15 protein-coding genes and 1 pseudogene are annotated in these 17,105 nt (G+C 73.4%); 14 read left to right on the forward strand and 2 right to left on the reverse strand.

Annotation, left to right across the window (positions count from 1 at the left end; all coding sequences use genetic code 11):
• Positions 1 to 153: 153 nt before the first annotated feature.
• Positions 154 to 932, reverse strand: a pseudogene (locus tag FMEAI12_RS12490) (SDR family NAD(P)-dependent oxidoreductase).
• Positions 933 to 1,043: 111 nt separating this feature from the next.
• Between FMEAI12_RS12490 and FMEAI12_RS12495 the strand changes: the two are divergent.
• Genes FMEAI12_RS12495 through FMEAI12_RS12530 form a run of 8 tightly spaced genes read left to right on the forward strand, consistent with a single transcriptional unit; the run spans position 1,044 to position 10,000 of the window.
• The gene (locus tag FMEAI12_RS12495) at positions 1,044 to 2,159 is read left to right on the forward strand and encodes an acyl-CoA dehydrogenase family protein (protein ID WP_112106153.1); all 1,116 of its coding nucleotides are present in this window, start codon (positions 1,044 to 1,046) and stop codon (positions 2,157 to 2,159) included.
• A gap of 2 nt (positions 2,160 to 2,161) precedes the next feature.
• On the forward strand, positions 2,162 to 3,433 hold the full coding sequence (locus FMEAI12_RS12500) for an acyl-CoA dehydrogenase family protein (RefSeq protein ID WP_112106154.1): 1,272 nt from the start codon (positions 2,162 to 2,164) through the stop codon (positions 3,431 to 3,433).
• Between the two features lie 20 nt (positions 3,434 to 3,453).
• Positions 3,454 to 4,638 carry an acyl-CoA dehydrogenase family protein gene (locus FMEAI12_RS12505; protein WP_112106155.1) on the forward strand — a complete coding sequence of 395 codons (1,185 nt, stop codon included), beginning with the start codon at positions 3,454 to 3,456 and terminating at the stop codon, positions 4,636 to 4,638.
• A 50-nt stretch (positions 4,639 to 4,688) separates the two neighbouring features.
• Complete coding sequence (locus FMEAI12_RS12510; protein WP_112106189.1) at positions 4,689 to 5,687, forward strand: LLM class flavin-dependent oxidoreductase; 999 nt, start codon at positions 4,689 to 4,691, stop codon at positions 5,685 to 5,687.
• A 14-nt stretch (positions 5,688 to 5,701) separates the two neighbouring features.
• Positions 5,702 to 6,499, forward strand: coding sequence for a sugar phosphate isomerase/epimerase family protein (locus FMEAI12_RS12515; protein ID WP_160144266.1), 798 nt, complete (start codon positions 5,702 to 5,704; stop codon positions 6,497 to 6,499).
• A gap of 60 nt (positions 6,500 to 6,559) precedes the next feature.
• Positions 6,560 to 7,726: a thiolase family protein gene (locus tag FMEAI12_RS12520; protein WP_112106157.1), complete on the forward strand. Its 1,167-nt coding sequence runs from the start codon at positions 6,560 to 6,562 to the stop codon at positions 7,724 to 7,726.
• 8 nt (positions 7,727 to 7,734) lie between these two features.
• Positions 7,735 to 8,823, forward strand: coding sequence for an LLM class F420-dependent oxidoreductase (locus FMEAI12_RS12525; protein ID WP_200835268.1), 1,089 nt, complete (start codon positions 7,735 to 7,737; stop codon positions 8,821 to 8,823).
• A 22-nt stretch (positions 8,824 to 8,845) separates the two neighbouring features.
• Complete coding sequence (locus FMEAI12_RS12530) at positions 8,846 to 10,000, forward strand: acyl-CoA dehydrogenase family protein (protein ID WP_112106190.1); 1,155 nt, start codon at positions 8,846 to 8,848, stop codon at positions 9,998 to 10,000.
• Here the strand turns inward: FMEAI12_RS12530 and FMEAI12_RS12535 are convergent.
• Positions 9,986 to 10,891 carry an IclR family transcriptional regulator gene (locus tag FMEAI12_RS12535; RefSeq protein ID WP_112106159.1) on the reverse strand — a complete coding sequence of 302 codons (906 nt, stop codon included), beginning with the start codon at positions 10,889 to 10,891 and terminating at the stop codon, positions 9,986 to 9,988. The genes FMEAI12_RS12530 and FMEAI12_RS12535 overlap by 15 nt on opposite strands.
• Positions 10,892 to 10,974: 83 nt before the next feature.
• On the opposite strand from FMEAI12_RS12535, the gene FMEAI12_RS12540 reads away from it, so the two are divergent.
• The 6 genes from FMEAI12_RS12540 (at position 10,975) to FMEAI12_RS12565 (ending at position 17,015) form a co-directional block, all read left to right on the forward strand.
• Positions 10,975 to 11,772 (forward strand): crotonase/enoyl-CoA hydratase family protein, encoded by a 798-nt coding sequence (locus tag FMEAI12_RS12540; protein ID WP_112106191.1) that lies wholly within the window; start codon positions 10,975 to 10,977, stop codon positions 11,770 to 11,772.
• Positions 11,769 to 12,908: a CaiB/BaiF CoA-transferase family protein gene (locus FMEAI12_RS12545; protein WP_112106160.1), complete on the forward strand. Its 1,140-nt coding sequence runs from the start codon at positions 11,769 to 11,771 to the stop codon at positions 12,906 to 12,908. The genes FMEAI12_RS12540 and FMEAI12_RS12545 overlap by 4 nt, the downstream gene beginning before the upstream one ends.
• An 83-nt stretch (positions 12,909 to 12,991) precedes the next feature.
• Positions 12,992 to 13,792 (forward strand): SDR family NAD(P)-dependent oxidoreductase, encoded by an 801-nt coding sequence (locus FMEAI12_RS12550; RefSeq protein WP_112106161.1) that lies wholly within the window; start codon positions 12,992 to 12,994, stop codon positions 13,790 to 13,792.
• A 30-nt stretch (positions 13,793 to 13,822) separates the two neighbouring features.
• Entirely contained in the window at positions 13,823 to 14,911 is a 1,089-nt protein-coding gene (locus tag FMEAI12_RS12555; protein ID WP_112106162.1) for a phosphotransferase family protein, read from the forward strand.
• Between the two features lie 86 nt (positions 14,912 to 14,997).
• Positions 14,998 to 15,816: an enoyl-CoA hydratase/isomerase family protein gene (locus FMEAI12_RS12560; RefSeq protein ID WP_112106192.1), complete on the forward strand. Its 819-nt coding sequence runs from the start codon at positions 14,998 to 15,000 to the stop codon at positions 15,814 to 15,816.
• A gap of 224 nt (positions 15,817 to 16,040) precedes the next feature.
• Positions 16,041 to 17,015, forward strand: a complete 975-nt coding sequence (locus tag FMEAI12_RS12565; RefSeq protein ID WP_112106163.1) for an NADPH:quinone oxidoreductase family protein — start codon at positions 16,041 to 16,043, stop codon at positions 17,013 to 17,015.
• Positions 17,016 to 17,105: the final 90 nt, after the last annotated feature.

Raw genomic sequence — 17,105 nt, forward strand, 5'->3', positions numbered from 1 at the left:
ACTACCGCCTCGCGGACGATGCCGTCATCACCGAGCTCGGCCGCAGCTCCGGCCCCGACACGGTTCCGGTCGTCTGGGCGCGCTAGCGGGCGGCGGCGGGCCAGCCGCCGGGCATGCCCGGCGGCTGGCCCGCCGCCGCCCGGTCGGGGACGGTCAGGAAGCGCCCTTGGGTGTGAAGCGGAGGGCGCCGTCCAGGCGGATCGTCTCGCCGTTGAGGAGACGTTCTCGGCGATCTGCTGGGCGAGTTGGGCGTACTCCTCCGCGCGTCCCATGCGCTTCGGGAAGGGCACGGCCGCGCCCCAGTAGGCGTCGAGCTGCTCCGGGTCGGCGTTGCGGAAGGCCGGGGTCAGGAAGGTGCCGGGCGCGATGGTGACGACCCGGATCCCGGCGGGGGCGAGGTCGCGCGCGAGCGGCAGCGTCATCGCGACGATGCCGCCCTTGGCCGCGCTGTACCCCGCCTGGCCGATGGTGCCGTCGAACGCCGCGATCGAGGCGGTGTTGATGATGACGCCCCGCTCGCCGTGCTCGAGCGGCTCCGAGCGGGCGATCGCCGCCGCCGCCAGCCGGTCGATGTTGTAGGTGGCCGCCAGGAAGATGTCGAGCACGCGGGTGAACGACCCCTGTGGCGCCGGGGCGTTCGACCGGTCGAGGGTGCGCTGGCCGCCCGGCCCGCCGTGGGCGACCACGGCGATGCGCAGCGGGCCGAGCCCGGTGGTCTGGTCGAGGGCCGCCTGCACGGAGGCCTCGTCGGTCACGTCGGTGCGCGCGAAGGCGGCGCCCTCACCGAGCTCCTCGACGACCGCCCGGCCCCTGTCCTCGTCGAGGTCGGCGACGAGGACCTTCGCGCCCGCCGCGTGCAGCCGCCGTGACGTGGCGGCCCCGAAACCGCCTCCGCCGCCGGCCACGAAAGCCACTGCGCCCTTGATCTCCATCGCCGTACCGCCCTCTTCCGTTGTCCGTCGAGCCCCGCGATCGAAGCTTACAGTTGAACAATTAAACTGAAATAGTTATATTGCGCCAGAGGGTAGAGGGGAGGGCGGCTCATGAGGCTCAGCTTCACCGCCGAGCACGAGCAGTTGCGGCGGGCCGTGCGCGATTTCCTGGCGGAGCGGTCGCCGGCAGCCGCGGTCCGGCGCCTGATGGACTCGACCGCCAACCGCGACGAAGACGTCTGGACCCGGCTGTCCGAGGAGCTCGGCCTGGTGGGCCTCGGCCTGCCCGAGCAGTACGGCGGCTCCGGCTTCGGCGAGATCGAGGTCGGCATCGTGCTGGAGGAGATGGGCCGGGCGCTGCTCGTGGCCCCCTACCTGAGCACCGCCGTGCTGGCGGGTCAGACCCTGGCGACGTCCGAGGACCAGGAGGCGCAGCAGCGGTGGCTGCCCGGGATCGCGGCCGGCTCGCTGACCGCGACGCTGGCGGTCGCCGACGAGTCGGGTTCGTGGGAGCTGGCCGACCCGGCGGCGAGCGCCGAGCCGCGCGGCGGGCAGTGGCTGGTCTCCGGCCCGAAGTACTACGTCCTCGACGGCCACAGCGCCGACCTGCTCCTGGTCGTGGCGCGGGCCGCGGACGGGACAGGGGTGTTCGCGGTCGAGGGGGCGGGCCCCGGGGTCGTGCGCGCCCGGCTCGACAGCCTCGACCCCACCCGGGACCTCGCCTCGGTCCTCCTGCGGGAGGCGCCCGCGGTCCGGGTCGGCGCGGGCCGGGACACGACGGCGTGGCTGGGCGAGGTCCACGACCGGGCACTCGCGGCCCTGGCGTCGGAACAGATCGGCGGCGCGGCGCGCTGCCTCGAGCTCGCCGTCGACTACGCGAAGGTACGGGAGCAGTTCGGCCGGCCGATCGGCTCGTTCCAGGCGATCAAGCACAAGTGCGCCGCCCTGCTCGTCGAGGTCGAGAGCGCCCGCTCGGCGGTCTACCACGCCAACGCCGCACTGGCCGCCGACGACCCGGAGGAGACGGTCGCCGCGGCGGTCGCGTCGGCGTACGCGTCGCGGGCGTTCACCCTCGCCGCCAAGGAGTGCATCCAGATCCACGGCGGCATCGGGTTCACCTGGGAGCACGACGCGCACCTCTTCCTGCGGCGGGCGAAGTCCTCCGAACTGTTCTTCGGGGCACCGCGCGCCCAGCGCAGCCGGCTCGCGGACCTGGTCGGGATCTGACGATGACCATGACGCCAGGAGGCTCCGACCGATCCGCCGCCGAGACCACCAGCGAAACGACCGGCGAGACGACCACCGACACCACCACCGAGACCAGCACCGAGACCGTCATCGGACCGGACAGCGACGAGGAGTTCCGCACCCGACTGCGGGACTTCCTGGTGACCCGGCATCCGGGGCGCCCGCCGAAGAAGCCGGACGAGCGGATCGCCTGGACGAAGGCCTGGCTCGCGACCCTGTTCGACCACGGCTACGCCGGCCCCGGCTGGCCGCGTGAGTTCGGCGGGATGGATCTGCCGTTCGGGCGGCAGGTGATCTACCAGGAGGAGCTGGCCCGCGCGCGGGTGCCCGGCCCGCTCGGCACCGGCCTCGGCATCGCCGCCCCGACGATCATCCGGTACGGCACGCGGGAGCAGAAGGAACGCTGGCTCGCGCCGATGCTGCGCGGTGACCGGATCTGGGTGCAGGGGTACTCCGAACCCGGCGCCGGCTCGGACCTCCCGAGCCTGCGCACCACCGCCCGCCGGCAGGGCGACGAGTACGTCGTCAACGGCCAGAAGGTCTGGACGTCGCACGCGACGAGCGCCGACATCATCTTCACGCTGGTCCGGACCGGCACGCAGCAGAGCCGCCAGCGCGGCATCAGCTATCTGATCGTGGACGCGCACGGGCCCGGCGTGGAGGTGCGGCCGCTGCGCGACCTGACCGGCGGGTACCTGTTCGCCGAGGTGTTCTTCGACGACGTCCGGGTGCCGGTCGCCGACCGGATCGGCGCCGAGAACGAGGGCTGGGCGCTCGCCCGGACGAGCCTCGGGCATGAACGGGCCGCCGGGGCGATGAACCAGGCCGCGCTCTACCGGCGGGTGCTCACCGAGCTCGAGCAGCTCGCGCGGGAGCGGGGCCTGCTGGGGGACGCGGTCGTCCGGGACCGGTTCGCGGACCTGGAGATCCGGGTGCGGGTCATGCGTTACAACGCCCAGCGGGTCATCTCCGACATCCTGGCCAAGGGCGAGCCGGGCCCGACGTCGTCGGTGTCCCGGCTGCTGATCACGGAGTTCGAGCAGGAGATCCACGAGCTCGCGGTCGACCTGCTCGGGCCCGCCGGCCTGTTGCTCAAGACCGAGGCCGGGTCGGTGCAGGGTGGGCGCTGGCTGCACGGATTCCTGCGGACCAGGGCGTCGACGATCGGTGCCGGCACCCGCGAGATCCAGCTCAACACGCTCGCCGAGCAGGTGCTCGGACTTCCGCACGACCCGGCGATGCCGCCGCGCTGACCGACGTTTGAGGAGACTCCATGCGTTTGGAGACCAGTCCGGACCTGGTGGAGTTCCGGGCCGAGGTTCGCGCGTTCATCGCCGAACACGGCCCGGGACCGCGCGGGCGCACGGGGGTCCGCGCACCCGAGCCGGAGGAGATGCCCGGCCTGCGGGCCTGGATCGGAAAGCTTTACGCCGCCGGCTACCTCGGCCAGGCCTGGCCCGTCGAGTACGGCGGCCGGCCGGGCGCCCGCCCGGAGCACGGGTTCATCGTCGCGGAGGAGCTCGCGCGGGCCCGCACCTGGGGCGAGGTCGGCGCCGCGGCGCTCGCGGCCGGAGCGCTGATCGGGTTCGGCAGCGAGGAGCAGAAGCGGCGCTTCCTGCCGCGGATCCGGACCGCCGAGGACCTGTGGTGCCAGCTGTTCAGCGAGCCGGGCGCGGGCAGTGACCTGGCCGCCCTGTCCACCCGGGCGCGCCTGGACGGCGACCACTACGTCGTCGACGGGCAGAAGGTGTGGACGACGAACGGCCACCACGCCGACCTGGGCTACCTGCTGGCGCGCACGAGCACGGACGGCCCCAGGCAGGCCGGCATCACGGCGTTCGCGATGGACATGCGCAGCCCGGGCGTCGACATCCGCCCGCTGCGCGAGATCACCGGCACCAACGACTTCAACGAGGTGTTCCTCGACGGCGTGCGGATCCCGGTCGAGCGGGTGATCGGCCGGGTCGACGACGGCTGGCGGGTCGCCAACCTGAGTCTCGGCCATGAACGCAGCGGTGTGGGCGCCCGGGGGGTCGAGCTGTTCGGCCAGCTCGACGACCTGTTCGCGCTCGCTGGGCAGGCCACCGTCGGCGGCGGGCCCGCCCTGGCGGACGGCGCTACCCGCCAGCGGCTCGGCCGGCTCGCGACCCGCGTCCACGTGGCCGACAAGATGAGCAAGGCGGTGCAGTCGCGCATGGTCAACCGCACCGAGGACCCCGCGGACGCGCCGCTGGCCAAGGTGTTCTACAGCGAGGTCAACCTGGAGGCGGCCGAGACCGGCGTCGCCCTGCAGGGCATCGGCGGCATCGGCGTGGACGAGGACGCCCCCTGGGCGGACGGCTGGTGGCAGGACGCCTTCCTCTACGCCCGCGCCTACACGATCGCGGGCGGCGCGAACGAGGTGCTGAAGACGATCGTCGCCGAGCGGGCGCTGGGACTGCCGAGGGACAAGCGTTGACCACGAGCGAGATCGGTGCCGCGGTCGAACCGGCGGGCCGGCGCTACGGCATGCCGTGGCGCGGGGCGGACGCCGCGCGGGCGGCCGAGCAGGCCGGCATGACGGCGTTCTGCAGCGGCGAGTTCGTGGACCACGAGGCCTACGCGACGCTGACCGAGATGGTGCTCGGCACCGAGCAGGCGCTGGTCGGCCCGGCCATCGCGTACGCGTTCGCGCGCACGCCGTACGCCCACGCGGCGGGGATCCGCAGCGCGTGGGCGCATGCCGCCGGGCGGGTGTTCCTCGGCCTCGGCTCGGGGGCCTACCGCATCAACCGGGACTGGTTCGGCGTGGAGGCCGACCGCCCGGTGGCGCGGATGGCGGACCTGGTCGGGGCGATCCGGGCGTGGCTGCACGCCGAGAACGGCCAGCCGGTGACCTACGACGGCGAGTTCTACCGGGTCAACGCGTCGGTCGGCGCCCCCGTCCTCGGCCGGATCGACGCCCCGATCCTGCTCGCCGGGTTCAACCGGCTGATGGCGGCGACCGCCGCGCGGGTGGCCGACGGGGTCGTCGGGCACGGGCTGTTCACCCGTACCTGGTGGGACGACGTGGTGCGGCCGGCGATGGCGCGGGGCGCGGCCGACGCCGCGCGGGACACTCCGGCGCTCGAGCACGGCTGGGTGATCACCGCGATCGACGACGACGACCCCGGGCGCGCGGTCACCGACGCCCGGCGGATGATCGCGTTCTATCTCACCGTCAAGACCTACGACCCGTACGTCGCCCATCACGGCTGGACCCGGCAGGTCGAGGCGATCCGCGAGGCCTTCGCGCGCCGTGACAGCGACGCCATGGGTGCGGCGGTCACGGACGACATGGTCGAGCAGATCGCGATCTGCGGGACGACGTCCGACGGTCGCGCGGCACTCGCCCGTCGCGGTGACTCGCTGCCGCGCGACGTCGCCTACCTCGCGCCACCGTCGTACCTGGTCAGCGGCCGTCGCGGCCGGCGCTACGCGCTCGCGAGCCTCGGCCTGCTCGACGGTTCCTCCCCGGCACAGCGGTGAGTGCGCACCCGCGGGTGTCGGTCAGCGGCCTGTGCTTCCCGGAGTTGTCCGCACTCGACACCCTGGAGGTCGTCGCGGCGCTCGGGGTCACGAACGCCTCGCTGACCGGGGCGAAGGTGCGCGCCGCCGGCGCCGAGGCCGTCGCCGCGGCGAGCCGTCGGCACGGCGTGCGCGTGGTGACCACGACGGCGGCGCTGGGCCTTGATCTGCGGCCCGGCGCCGGCGCCGTCGCGGCGCAGCTGCGCGAGGCGCGGGTGGACGTCGACAACGCCGCCGCCGTCGGGGCGGGCACGGTGTACGGGCTCACCGGCCCCCGTCCGGGCGCGGACTGGGACGCGGGGGCCGCGGCCTACGCGGACGCCGTCACCGAGCTCGTCGACCACGCCGCCGGGCGCGGGGTGACCCTCGCGGTCGAGCCGGCGAACTGGCTCTACGCCGACCTCACCTTCGTCCACTCGTTCCACGACGCGCTGCGGCTCGCCCGCCGGGCCGGGCTGGGCGTGTGCCTCGACCTGTTCCACGTCTGGACCGAAGGCGGACTGCGGGCGGAGATCGCTGCCAACGCCGACGCTGTCGTGCACGTGCAGCTCAGCGACATGGTCCTCGGCGACCGGACGCTGCCGTGCCGGGCCGTGCCCGGCGACGGCGACGTACCCCTGGCGAGCATCGTGGGCTGGCTGCTCGAGGCCGGCTACCAGGGCGTCTTCGACTGCGAGCTGAGCGGGCCGCGGATCGACGCGCTCGGGACCCGGACGGCGGCGGCCCGCTCGGCAGCCTGGCTGACGGGCCTGCTCGCAGACCTCGGCGCCTGACAGGCCCAGCGTCCGAATCAGATCGTCAGAGGATCAGAGGATCAGAGGAGAGGTACAGCCATGGCCCAGGCCGTGATCGTCAGTGCGGTGCGCACGCCCATCGCGACGTCGTTCAAGGGGACGCTGCGGGACACCTCGGCCGAGGAGCTGGCCACGGCGGTCGTCCGGGCCGCGGTGGACCGTTCGGGGCTGGCGCCCGAGGACGTCGACGACGTCATTCTCGCCGAGGAGCTGGCCGGCGGCGGCGACATCGCCAGGTACGCCGCCTTCGCGGCCGGGCTGACGGCGGCGCCGGGCCAGGCCGTCAACCGCCACTGCGCGGCGAGCCTCGCGGCGGTGGGCAACGCGGCGGCGACGATCCGGGCCGGGATGGACCGCGCGGTCGTCGCCGGCGGCACCCACTCCTCGTCGATGAACCCGAAACTGTCGTGGCGGGTGCCCGGATCGGACGAGCCGCGCGCCGGGTTCAACCCCACGTTCCCCTACTACGAGGGCGCCACCGACGACGTGACCCTCGCCGTCGGCTGGAACACCGCGCTGGAGGTGGGCATCACCCGCGCGGAGATGGACGCCTGGGCCAAGCGGTCCCACGACCGGGCGATCGCCGCGATCGACGCCGGCGTCTTCGATGACGAGATCGTCCCGATCGACGTCGTCGCGGCGGGGGAGAAGATCCGCTTTGCTGTCGACGAGCACCCGCGGCGGGGCTCGACGCTGGAGAAGCTGGCCACGCTGAAGCCGCTGCACCCCGAGATCGAGGGCTTCGGCATCACCGCGGGGAACGCGAGCGGTGTGAACGACGCCGCCGCGGCCCTGATGCTGGTCACCGACGACCTCGCCCGGGAGCGGGGCCTCACCCCGCTGGCCCGGGTGCGGGCCTGGGCGGCACTCGGCGTAGCCCCGCACCGCACCGGGATGGGCGGGGTGGAGGTCATCCCGCGGGTGCTGGAGCGGGCCGGGATCGGGGTGGCCGACGTCGACGCCTGGGAGATCAACGAGGCCTTCGCGCCGGTCCCGATCGCCGCCTGCCGCCTCCTGGGGATCCCGGACGACCTGGTCAACCAGTACGGCAGCGGCTGCAGTCTCGGGCATCCGGTGGCGGCCTCCGGAGCGCGGATGCTGACCACCCTGACCCACCACCTGCGCCGGCGCGGCGGCGGGATCGCCGTGGCGGCGATGTGCGCCGCGGGCGGCCAGGGCGGCGCAGTGGTCATCGAGGCGCTGTGAGGGTCGGGATGCCGCTGAAGTACTCCGGCGGCTTCACCGAGACCGTCGCGGACCTTCGCGACTTCGAGGCGGCCGGGCTCGACCTGGTCATGCTCCCGGAGGCCTACAGCTTCGACTCGGTGAGCCAGCTGGGCTACCTGGCGGCCCGGACCTCGACGGTGCTGCTGGCCACGAGCATCCTGAACATCTACTCGCGCACCCCGGCGCTGCTGGCCATGACGGCGGCCGGGCTGGACTACGTGTCCGACGGCCGCTTCGTGCTCGGTCTGGGCGCGTCGGGTCCGCAGGTGATCGAGGGGTTCCACGGCGTGCGCTACGACGCCCCGCTCGGGCGCACCCGCGAGGTCGTCGAGATCTGCCGGGCGGTCTGGCGGCGCGAGCCGCTCAGCTACGACGGCCGCCACTACCACCTGCCACTGGATGCCGCGCACGGCGGCAGCGGCCTGGGGAAGCCGCTGAAGCTGATCAACCACCCGGTCCGGTCCGTGGTGCCGATCGTGCTCGCCGCGCTGGGACCCGGGAACGTCGAGCTGGCCGCCGAGATCGGCGACGGGTGGGAGCCGATCTTCTACCTCCCCGAGGCCGCGCCGGCCGCCTTCGGCGCGTCGCTGGCGGCCGGTCGGGCCCGGCGGGCGAGCACGTTGGGGCCGCTCGACGTCGTGGTGCCCACCCAGCTGCTGATCAGCGAGGACGCCGAGGAGATCGAGGCCGCCGTCCAGGCCGTGCGTGAGCACCTCGCGCTCTACGTCGGCGGCATGGGCGCCCGGGGCCGGAACTTCTACAACGAGCTCGCCGGCCGCTACGGGTTCGCGGCGGCGGCCGCCGAGGTGCAGGACCACTACCTCGCCGGGCGCAAGGCGCAGGCCGCGGCGGCGGTGCCGGAGCGGTTGGTGCGCGGTGTCTCGCTGATCGGACCGCCCGGGTATGTGCGGGAGCGGGTCGCGGCGTTCGCCGAGAGCGGGGTGACGACGCTGAACGGGCTGCCGCTGGCGGGCACCCACCGCGGGCGGCTCGCCGACGTCGAGCGGCTCAAGGAGTACGCGTCGTCGACGCTTCCCGGAACTTATCGTGATAGGTATAATGAGCTAACTAATTAATGGCTATTGCGTGGGGTGAATGATGTCGACGGTTCTCCTCGGTGACGAGGAACGCGCCTTGCGCGACTCGGTCCGGTCGTTCCTCGACAAGGTGGTCGCGCCGGAGGTCGGGGATCACGAGCGGGCGCGCACGTTCCCGTGGGAGCTACTGCCGCAGCTCTACGACTTCGGCTACGTCCGCGGCGGGGTGCCCGAGGCGCTCGGCGGCGACGAGCTGCCGATGATGATGCAGGCGATCCTCATGGAGGAGGCCGGCCGCTGCTGGGGTTCACTGCGCACGACCGTGAACGTCCAGGGCATGGTGGCCCGGACGCTGGCCGCCGCGGCCAGCGAGGACCAGCGGGCGCGGTTCCTGCAGCCGCTGCTGGCCGGGAGCCGCTTCGGCTGGTTCGGGCTCACCGAGCCCGGCGCCGGGTCCGACGCCGGGGCGCTGCGCACGACCGCGCGCGCCAGCGGCGACGGCTACCTGGTGAACGGCAGCAAGCTCTACATCACCAACGCGCTGGGCTGCGACTTCGGCATCCTGTTCGCCCGGGTGGTCGATCACGACGGGACCGATCACGGGGTGACCGCGCTGCTGGTCGACGCCGCTGAGTCCGAGTTCGGCGTGCACGACATCCCGCACATGCCGCTTCGCTCGACGACCAGCTGCGAGCTGTCCTTTCACGACACCTACGTTCCCGCGGCCAACGTGCTCGGCACGCTGGGCGGCGGGTTGTCGCTGGGCATGAAGGCGGTGAACGCGGGGCGGCTGAACATGGCGATGGGCGCGGTCGGCCTGTCGCAGGCGTGCCTCGAGGCGTCGATCGCGTTCTGCCGGCAGCGGGAGCAGTTCGGCAAGCCCATCGCCGCCTTCCAACTGGTCCAGCAGATGGTGGTGGAGATCGCCACGCTCACCGAGACCTCACGGCTGTTGGGGTACAACGCCGCGCGGGCCATCGACGCGGGCGAGCCGGGTCGTTACGAGTGCTCAATGGCGAAGTACTACTGCGGGGAGTCGGCGGGCCGGGCGGCCACGCTGGCCCTTCAGGTGCACGGCGGCGCCGGGCTGATGGAGGAGTCGCCGGTGGAGCGCTACTTCCGCGACGCGCGCGAGGCGACGATCCCGGAGGGCACCAGCCAGATCCAGATCCTGCACCTGGGCAAGGCGCTGCTCGGCCACTCAGCTCTGCGGTGAGCGGACCTCGTCGAGGTCGTGGACCTCGTCGGCCGGGTCGAGCGGGTCCCGCTGATCGGGCCGGTCGGTCTGATCGACCGGGCCGGTGGTGGCGGTGACCGCCGCGAAGGGGCGGCCGATCCGGTCGCAGGCCAGCCGCAGTCGGGCGCCGATGTCCGCGGTCAGCTCGTCGGTGAAGCGGCTGGTGAAGCCGACGGCCGCCGCTACCAGCGACACCGAGCCGTCGGTGTCGAACACGGGTGCCGCCACCGTGCTCACGCCGAGCGCGAAGCCCTGATGATCGACCGCCCAGCCGCGCTCGCGGACGACGTCGAGCTCGCGGGCGAACTCGGCCAGGTCGGTGGTGCTGCGTTCGGTGAACCGGACCAGCCCGCCGGCCAGCGCCTCGGCCGCGGCCGCCGGCGGGTCGAACGCGAGGAACGCGCGCCCGAACGAGCCGCCCTGGATCGGCAGCCGCGCGCCCGGCTCGACGGTGATGTGTACGCCGTGATCGCGTTCGAACCGGTCGATGATGGACACCTCGCCGGTGCCGATCCGGCGGTAGAGCACGACCGTGGCCTCGAACTGGGCGACCAGCCCGGCCAGGTCACGCCGGGCCACCGCGACCAGGTCGAACTGGCGGCTGGCGGCGTTGCCGAGCTCCACGAGCGCCGGGCCGAGGGAGTAGGTGCGGGCGCGCTGGTCGTAGCGGACCGCGTCGAGCTCGACGAGCGAACGCAGGATGTAGAAGGCCGTGCTCTTGTTGAGTCGGGTGGCCGCCACGATCTCGGTCAGTGGCGCCGGCCCGGACCGGGTCAGCGAGAGCAGCACGCCGAAGGCCCGCTCGATCGCCGGCACCCGGGAGGCGGGGGCGTGGAGTTCGTGGCCGGTCCGGCTGTCTCGGTGCGGCATACGTCCTCCTCGAAGGCGCGGTCTTGACGCCGCGCGGCGCACCTGGTGATGCTAATGCCAGAACAACGTTCTCTATAGAGAACCTGAGCAAGGAGCCTCCGCTGCCCGCATCAGCCCTCTCGGACGACGTCCTGGTACGCCCTGAGGAGGGGGTCCTCGCGATTACGATCAACCGTCCCGACCAGCGCAACGCCGTGAACGGCGAGGTCTCCCGCGGCATCGCGGCCGCGCTCGACCTGCTCGACTCGACTCCCGAGCTGCGGGTCGCGGTGCTGCACGGCGCCGGCCCGAGCTTCTGCGCGGGCATGGACCTCAAGGCGTTCGCCGCCGGGGAGAAGACCTCGGACCCGGTGCGAGGCTTCGCCGGGTTGGTCGAACGGCCGCCCGCGAAGCCGTTGATCGCGGCGGTCGAGGGGTGGGCGTTGGGCGGCGGGTTCGAGATCGTCCTCGCGTGCGACCTGGTGGTGGCGGGCCGTGGGGCGCGGTTCGGGCTGCCGGAGGTCCGTCGCGGGCTGGCCGCGCGCGGCGGCGGCGCCTTCCGCCTGCCGCGCCGGCTGCCCCACATGCTCGCCATGGAGCTGCTCCTCACCGGCGCCCCGCTGGAGGCCGAGCGCGCGGCCCGGTTCGGCCTGGTGAACCGGCTGGTCGACGACGGCGGGGCGCTGGCGGGCGCCCTCGACCTCGCGGCCGTGGTCGCCGGCAGCGCGCCGATGTCGGTGCGGGCGTCCAAGCAGGTCGCGGTGGAGTCCGCGGACTGGCCGGTCGGCGAGGGTTTCGAGCGGCAGCGGGCGCTGTTCGAGCCGGTGTTCGCCTCCCGCGACGCGGCCGAGGGCGTGGCCGCCTTCCGGGAGCGGCGCGCTCCGGTCTGGCGAGACGCATGACGCAGGCGCTGGGCGGCGTCACGGTCGTGTGCCTGAGCGCGCTCGGGCCGGTCCCGTTCGCGACCATGCTGCTCGCCGACCTGGGCGCCCGGGTGATCCGGGTCGACCGGGCCGACCGGCCCGGCGGCGTCACCGGCCTGCGGCTCGAGGACGATCCGCGTACCCGGGGGCAGCGCGGCATCGGGGTCGACGTCCGGCATCCGTCGGGCCGGTCCGTGGTGCTGCGGCTGGTCGAGACGGCGGACGTGTTCCTGGAGGGAATGCGCCCAGGCGTCGCCGAGCGGCTCGGGCTCGGCCCGGACGAGCTGCTGGCCGTCAACCCCGGTCTGGTTTACGGGCGGGCGACGGGCTGGGGGCAGTCGGGCCCGCGCGCGCAGCAGGCCGGGCACGACATCAACTACGCCGGTCTGGCCGGCGGCCTGTACCCGACCGGACCGGCCGAGCTGCCGCCGCTGCCGCCGCTCAACCTGCTGGCCGACTTCGCCGGCGGCGGTTCCTACCTCGCCCTCGGTGTGCTCGCGGCCCTGTACCACCGCACGGGGACCGGACGCGGCCAGGTGGTCGACGCGGCCATGGTCGACGGCGTCGCCAACCTCACGGCGATGATGCACGGGATGCTCGCGGCCGGCCTGTGGAGCGATCGCCGCGGCGACAACCTGCTCGACGGCGGCGCGCCGTTCTACCGCACCTACCGCACCTCTGACGACGGCTTCGTTGCCGTGGGCGCGCTGGAGCCGCAGTTCTACCGGCTGCTGCTGGAGAATCTCGGGCTCGACCCCGCGCGGTGGCCGCAGCACGACCGGTCGACGTGGCCCGAGCAGGAGCGCGTCCTGGGGGATCTGTTCGCCGCGCGCACCCGGGACGAGTGGGCGAAGCTGTTCGACGGCGTCGACGCCTGTGTGACGCCCGTGCTGAGCCTGGCGGAGGCGGCGGCCTCGGCCGAGCTGCGCGAGCGCGCGACCTTCGTCGAGTGGGGCGGTGTGGCACAGCCGGCGCCGGCGCCCCGGCTGTCGGCGTCCCCGGCCGTCGAACGTCCCCGGTCGGGCTGGTGCAGTCACTCGGCCGAGATCCTGACCGAGCTCGGGCTGACCGAGACGGAGCGGGCGGCGCTGCGCGACGCGGGTGTGATCGCTTAGGGCTCCGGCGACGGCGCCGCCGCCCGCGGCCGTTCCCGCCGCGGACCCGCCGGCCGCCACACGACGACGATCGAAGGAGATCCATGCCCGACGAGATGCCGGTCAACGAGACGCCGGAAGACGAGACGCCGGCCAAGGAGCACGCTGGCAAGGTCGCGCTGATAACGGGGGGCGGCCGCGGTTTCGGCAAGGCGTTCGGTGCCGCGCTGACCGAGCGCGGGGCGCACGTCGTGCTGGCCGACATCGACGGTGACGTCGCCTCGGCCGCCGCGGCCGAGCTCACCGCGCTCGGCGGCAGCGCGACCGGGGTCGCCTGCGACGTGACGGACGAGGCCCGCGTCGGTGAGGTGGTGGCCGACATCGTCCGCGCGCACGGCGGGCTCGACATCCTGGTCAACAACGCGGGGCTGCACTCGGCCGCCTTCAACAAGCCGACCGCCGAGCTCGGCGCCGGCCGGATCCGCCGGCTGTTCGAGGTCAACGTGCTGGGTGTCGTCATCTGCACGCTGGCCGCGAAGGACGCGATGAGCGGGCGGCCGGGCGCCGCCGTCGTCAACATCTCCTCCTCGGCGGCCTACGCCAACCGGACCGCCTACGGCGTCTCCAAGCTCGCGGTCCGCGGCTTCACCGCGCAGTTCGCCCGCGAGCTGGCCTCGGTCGGTGTCCGGGTCAACGCGATCGCCCCCGGGCTGATCCTCACCGACACCGTGCGGGCCGAGCTGCCCGCGACCGAGGTCGCGCGCGTCCTCGCGCAGCAGGTCCTGGCGCGCGAGGGCGCGGAGCGGGACGTGGTGAACGCGCTGCTCTACCTGGTCTCGGACGCAGCCGCCTTCATCACCGGGGAGACGCTGCGGGTCACCGGTGGGTTCGCGCTCTCGGTCTAGCCCGACCCGAGCTGAGGAAATGAGACACGCATGGCAGATCACCAGGCCGGCACGGCTCACCCGGCTGACGTCGCCCGCCAGGCCGACGTCGCTCACCCGGCCGAATCAGCCCTGACCGCCGACCTGGCGAGGCGGCTGGCGGACCGGCTGCCGCGGTGGCGTGGCGGGGCGCGGGTTGGCGAGGTCCGCCCGCTGACCGGCGGCACGTCGAGTCTGACGTTCCTCGTCGACGTGGCCGGCGTGCCGGCGGCGGAGTCCCCGATCGTGGTCAAGCTCGCGCCGCCCGGCCTGGCGCCGGTCCGCAACCGCGACGTTCTGCGGCAGGCTCGCGTGCAGGCGGCGCTGCAGGGCGGGCGGCGGCAGCTGGCGCCCGACGTCCTGTTCTCCGATCCCGGAGCACCGCCCGGGATCCCGCCGTACATGGCGATGAACCTGGTTCCCGGGGAGTGCGTCGAGCCGGTGCTCAGGTCGGTCGCGGACCGGCCCACCCCCGAGCTGGTGCGCACCCGTTTTCTCGGCGCGGCCGGCGTCCTGGCCGACCTGCACGACGTCACTCCCGCGGCGGTCGGCCTCGCCGACGAGCCGGTGGTGGACCTGGCGGCGGAGATCGGTCGCTGGCGCCGTGCCTTCGAGACCCTCCCCGACGGGATGCGCGGCGACTACGAACGTGCCGCCGGCGCGCTGGTGTCGACGATCCCCGTGGCGCTGCCGGCCGTGATCAACCACGGTGACTACCGGCTGGGTAACACGCTGTGCGACGGTGCCCGGCTCGCGGCGGTCATCGACTGGGAGATCTGGACCGTCGGCGACCCGCGGGTGGACCTCGCCTGGCTGACGTTCTTCACCGACGATGCCGGGCACCCCGCGGCTGAACCGGGGCCGCCGGCCGGCACACCCACGCCCGACGAGGTCATCCGGGCCTACGAGCGCCGGCGCGGGGTGCCGATCGCCGACCTGGACTGGTTCCACGCCCTCACGCGCTACAAGGAGGCGGCGGCGACCGGGCTGCTGCTGAAGCGGGCGGCCAAGTCCGGCCGGGAGGTGAACGGCACGCTGGCCCGGATGGTGACCGCGCTGCCGGGACTGGTCCAGGAGACGCTGAAGATCGTTGGGGATTGACCCCACGGCAGACGATCCGAGGTCTGTGGACGCTGGCGCCCGCCGACCGCTGTGGCGAACGGGAGAATTCTGTGGACGACGATGTCATGGGGAGCACGCCCCGCCCGCCCGACGGTGACTGGCTCGGCACGCCGTACCTGAGACTTGAGCGGCGCGAGCCGTTCGGGCATCTGGTCGTCGACCGTCCCGAGGCCCGCAACGCGCTCACTCCCGCGATGTACTTTGGCGTGCGTTACGCCGTCCGGCGGGTCGACGCGGACCCGGCCCTCGCTGGCCTGCTGATCACCGGGGTCGGCGACGTGTTCATCCCCGGCGGCGATCTGGGTAAGAACGCCGGCGACCACTGGCTGCACCTCGGCGGGGTTCCCGGCGCCATCGACGTACTTCCCTTCGATGTCCTGCGGCAGAGCGTCAAGCCGGTGGTGGCGGCGGTGAACGGGATCTGCCAGGGCGGCGGCCTCATGATCGCGCTGTGCTCGGACGTCGCCGTGGTGAGCGAGCGGGCGACCTTCCGGGTGCCGGAGCTGCTCCGCGGGATCTCGGACACCTATTTCGCCTCGGTCCTGGTCCGCGTCATCGGGCCGGTGCGCACGCGCGACCTGATGCTCACCGGTCGTACCTTCACCGCCCAGGAGGCGGTCGAGTGGGGCCTGGTGAGCCGGGTCGTCTCCCATGACGAGCTCCTGGACGCGGCCACCGCGGCGCTTGCCCAGTGCTGCCAGACCGCTCCGGGCGCCCGCCGCGACGTCAAGCGCGTGCTGGACCAGTACGTCGGGCTGCACGACCGCATCGCGTTCTTCGACAGCCTGCACCGGGACGAGTCGCGCGAGGGCTTCTCCGCCTTCATCGAGAAGCGTTCGCCCAACTGGGTACCCGAGTCGCTGCGCCGCGACGCCCGCGCCTGACCAGGGAGGCGGCGGAGGGCGGTCGTGCCGGTAGCGGTCGCTTGCTGGCTGCTGCGATCTAATATAACTTAGTTATACAATAGCGGGTCGGTCCGGCGGGTGTGGTGTCCCGGCCCGGCTTCGGCCACGTACGGAGGTTCGATCATCAAGCGACCCGCTGAGAACCCAGGCAGGATCCGAGCCCGAGCCGCCTGCGGGCCCCGCCGCACGGGCCGGGAGACGCGGTGAGGGCCGCCCGCGTCGAGGCGTACGGCGGTCCGGCCGACGTCGTCATCCGCGACGTACCCGCTCCGGAGGCGACGCCGGGCCACGTCGTCGTCGACGTGGCCGCGGCCGCGCTGAACTTCCCCGACCTGCTGTTGATCGCGGACCGCTACCAGGTGTCGGCGCCGCTGCCCTTCACCCCCGGGTCCGAGTTCGCCGGCCGGGTGGCGATGGTCGGTGACGGGGTCACCGGTCTCGCCGTCGGTGACCCCGTCCACGGCTCGGTCTTCTCCGGCGCGATGGCCGAGCAGGTGCTGGCGCCCGCGACCGCGGTCTCGCCGATCCCGGCCGGGCTGTCGATGGTCGAGGCCGCGGCGTTCCGGGTGACGTACCTGACGGCGTACCACTGCCTGGTCACGATCGGAGAGCTGGCGCCGGACCAGTGGGTCGTCGTCCTGGGGGCTGCCGGAGGCGTCGGCTCCGCGGCGGTCGACATCGCCGTCAGGCTCGGTGCGCGCGTCATCGCCGCGGCCTCGTCACCCGAGCGGCTGGCGGTCTGCAAGGAGCTCGGTGCCGAGGCGTGCATCGACTACACGACGGAAGACCTCAAGCTCCGAATCAAGGAGATCACGGGCGGCGGCGCCGACCTCGTCGTCGACCCGGTCGGCGACCGGTGGGCCGAGCCGGCGCTGCGCGCGATCCGCTGGGGTGGCCGCTTCGTCGTCGTGGGCTTCGCGGGCGGCGAGATTCCGCGGATCCCGCTGAACCTCGTGCTGCTGAAGAACATCACGGTGCGCGGGATCGAGCTGCGCACATGGTCCCTGCGGCTGCCCGAGGAGACGGCGCGGGCGCGTGAGGGGCTGGCGACACTGGTGGCGCAGGGGATGCGGCCGCTCGTGTCCGAGGTACACGACCTCGACGACGTGGCCGTCGCCCTGCAGCGCGTCGCCGACCGGGCGCCGACCGCCAAGGTCGTCATCCGCGTCGCGGACTGACGGCGCCGCCCGCACCGCGAGAACCGCGACCGCGACCGCTTCGATCGCGAGAACTGCGACCGCGAGAACTTGGACCGCGAGAACTTGGAC

This window comes from Parafrankia sp. Ea1.12 (assembly GCF_900465275.1).
GTDB classification, from domain to species: Bacteria; Actinomycetota; Actinomycetes; order Frankiales; family Frankiaceae; genus Parafrankia; species Parafrankia soli.

What these genes read in the sequence shown, in the direction of transcription:
- FMEAI12_RS12495 (WP_112106153.1), top strand. Translation starts at nt 1,044, where the DNA reads ATGAGGCTCAGCTTCACCGCCGAGCACGAGCAGTTGCGGCGGGCCGTG.
- FMEAI12_RS12500 (WP_112106154.1), top strand. Translation starts at nt 2,162, where the DNA reads ATGACCATGACGCCAGGAGGCTCCGACCGATCCGCCGCCGAGACCACC.
- FMEAI12_RS12505 (WP_112106155.1), top strand. Translation starts at nt 3,454, where the DNA reads ATGCGTTTGGAGACCAGTCCGGACCTGGTGGAGTTCCGGGCCGAGGTT.
- FMEAI12_RS12510 (WP_112106189.1), top strand. Translation starts at nt 4,689, where the DNA reads ATGCCGTGGCGCGGGGCGGACGCCGCGCGGGCGGCCGAGCAGGCCGGC.
- FMEAI12_RS12520 (WP_112106157.1), top strand. Translation starts at nt 6,560, where the DNA reads ATGGCCCAGGCCGTGATCGTCAGTGCGGTGCGCACGCCCATCGCGACG.
- FMEAI12_RS12525 (WP_200835268.1), top strand. Translation starts at nt 7,735, where the DNA reads ATGCCGCTGAAGTACTCCGGCGGCTTCACCGAGACCGTCGCGGACCTT.
- FMEAI12_RS12530 (WP_112106190.1), top strand. Translation starts at nt 8,846, where the DNA reads ATGTCGACGGTTCTCCTCGGTGACGAGGAACGCGCCTTGCGCGACTCG.
- FMEAI12_RS12535 (WP_112106159.1), bottom strand. Translation starts at nt 10,891, where the DNA reads ATGCCGCACCGAGACAGCCGGACCGGCCACGAACTCCACGCCCCCGCC.
- FMEAI12_RS12545 (WP_112106160.1), top strand. Translation starts at nt 11,769, where the DNA reads ATGACGCAGGCGCTGGGCGGCGTCACGGTCGTGTGCCTGAGCGCGCTC.
- FMEAI12_RS12550 (WP_112106161.1), top strand. Translation starts at nt 12,992, where the DNA reads ATGCCCGACGAGATGCCGGTCAACGAGACGCCGGAAGACGAGACGCCG.
- FMEAI12_RS12555 (WP_112106162.1), top strand. Translation starts at nt 13,823, where the DNA reads ATGGCAGATCACCAGGCCGGCACGGCTCACCCGGCTGACGTCGCCCGC.
- FMEAI12_RS12560 (WP_112106192.1), top strand. Translation starts at nt 14,998, where the DNA reads ATGGGGAGCACGCCCCGCCCGCCCGACGGTGACTGGCTCGGCACGCCG.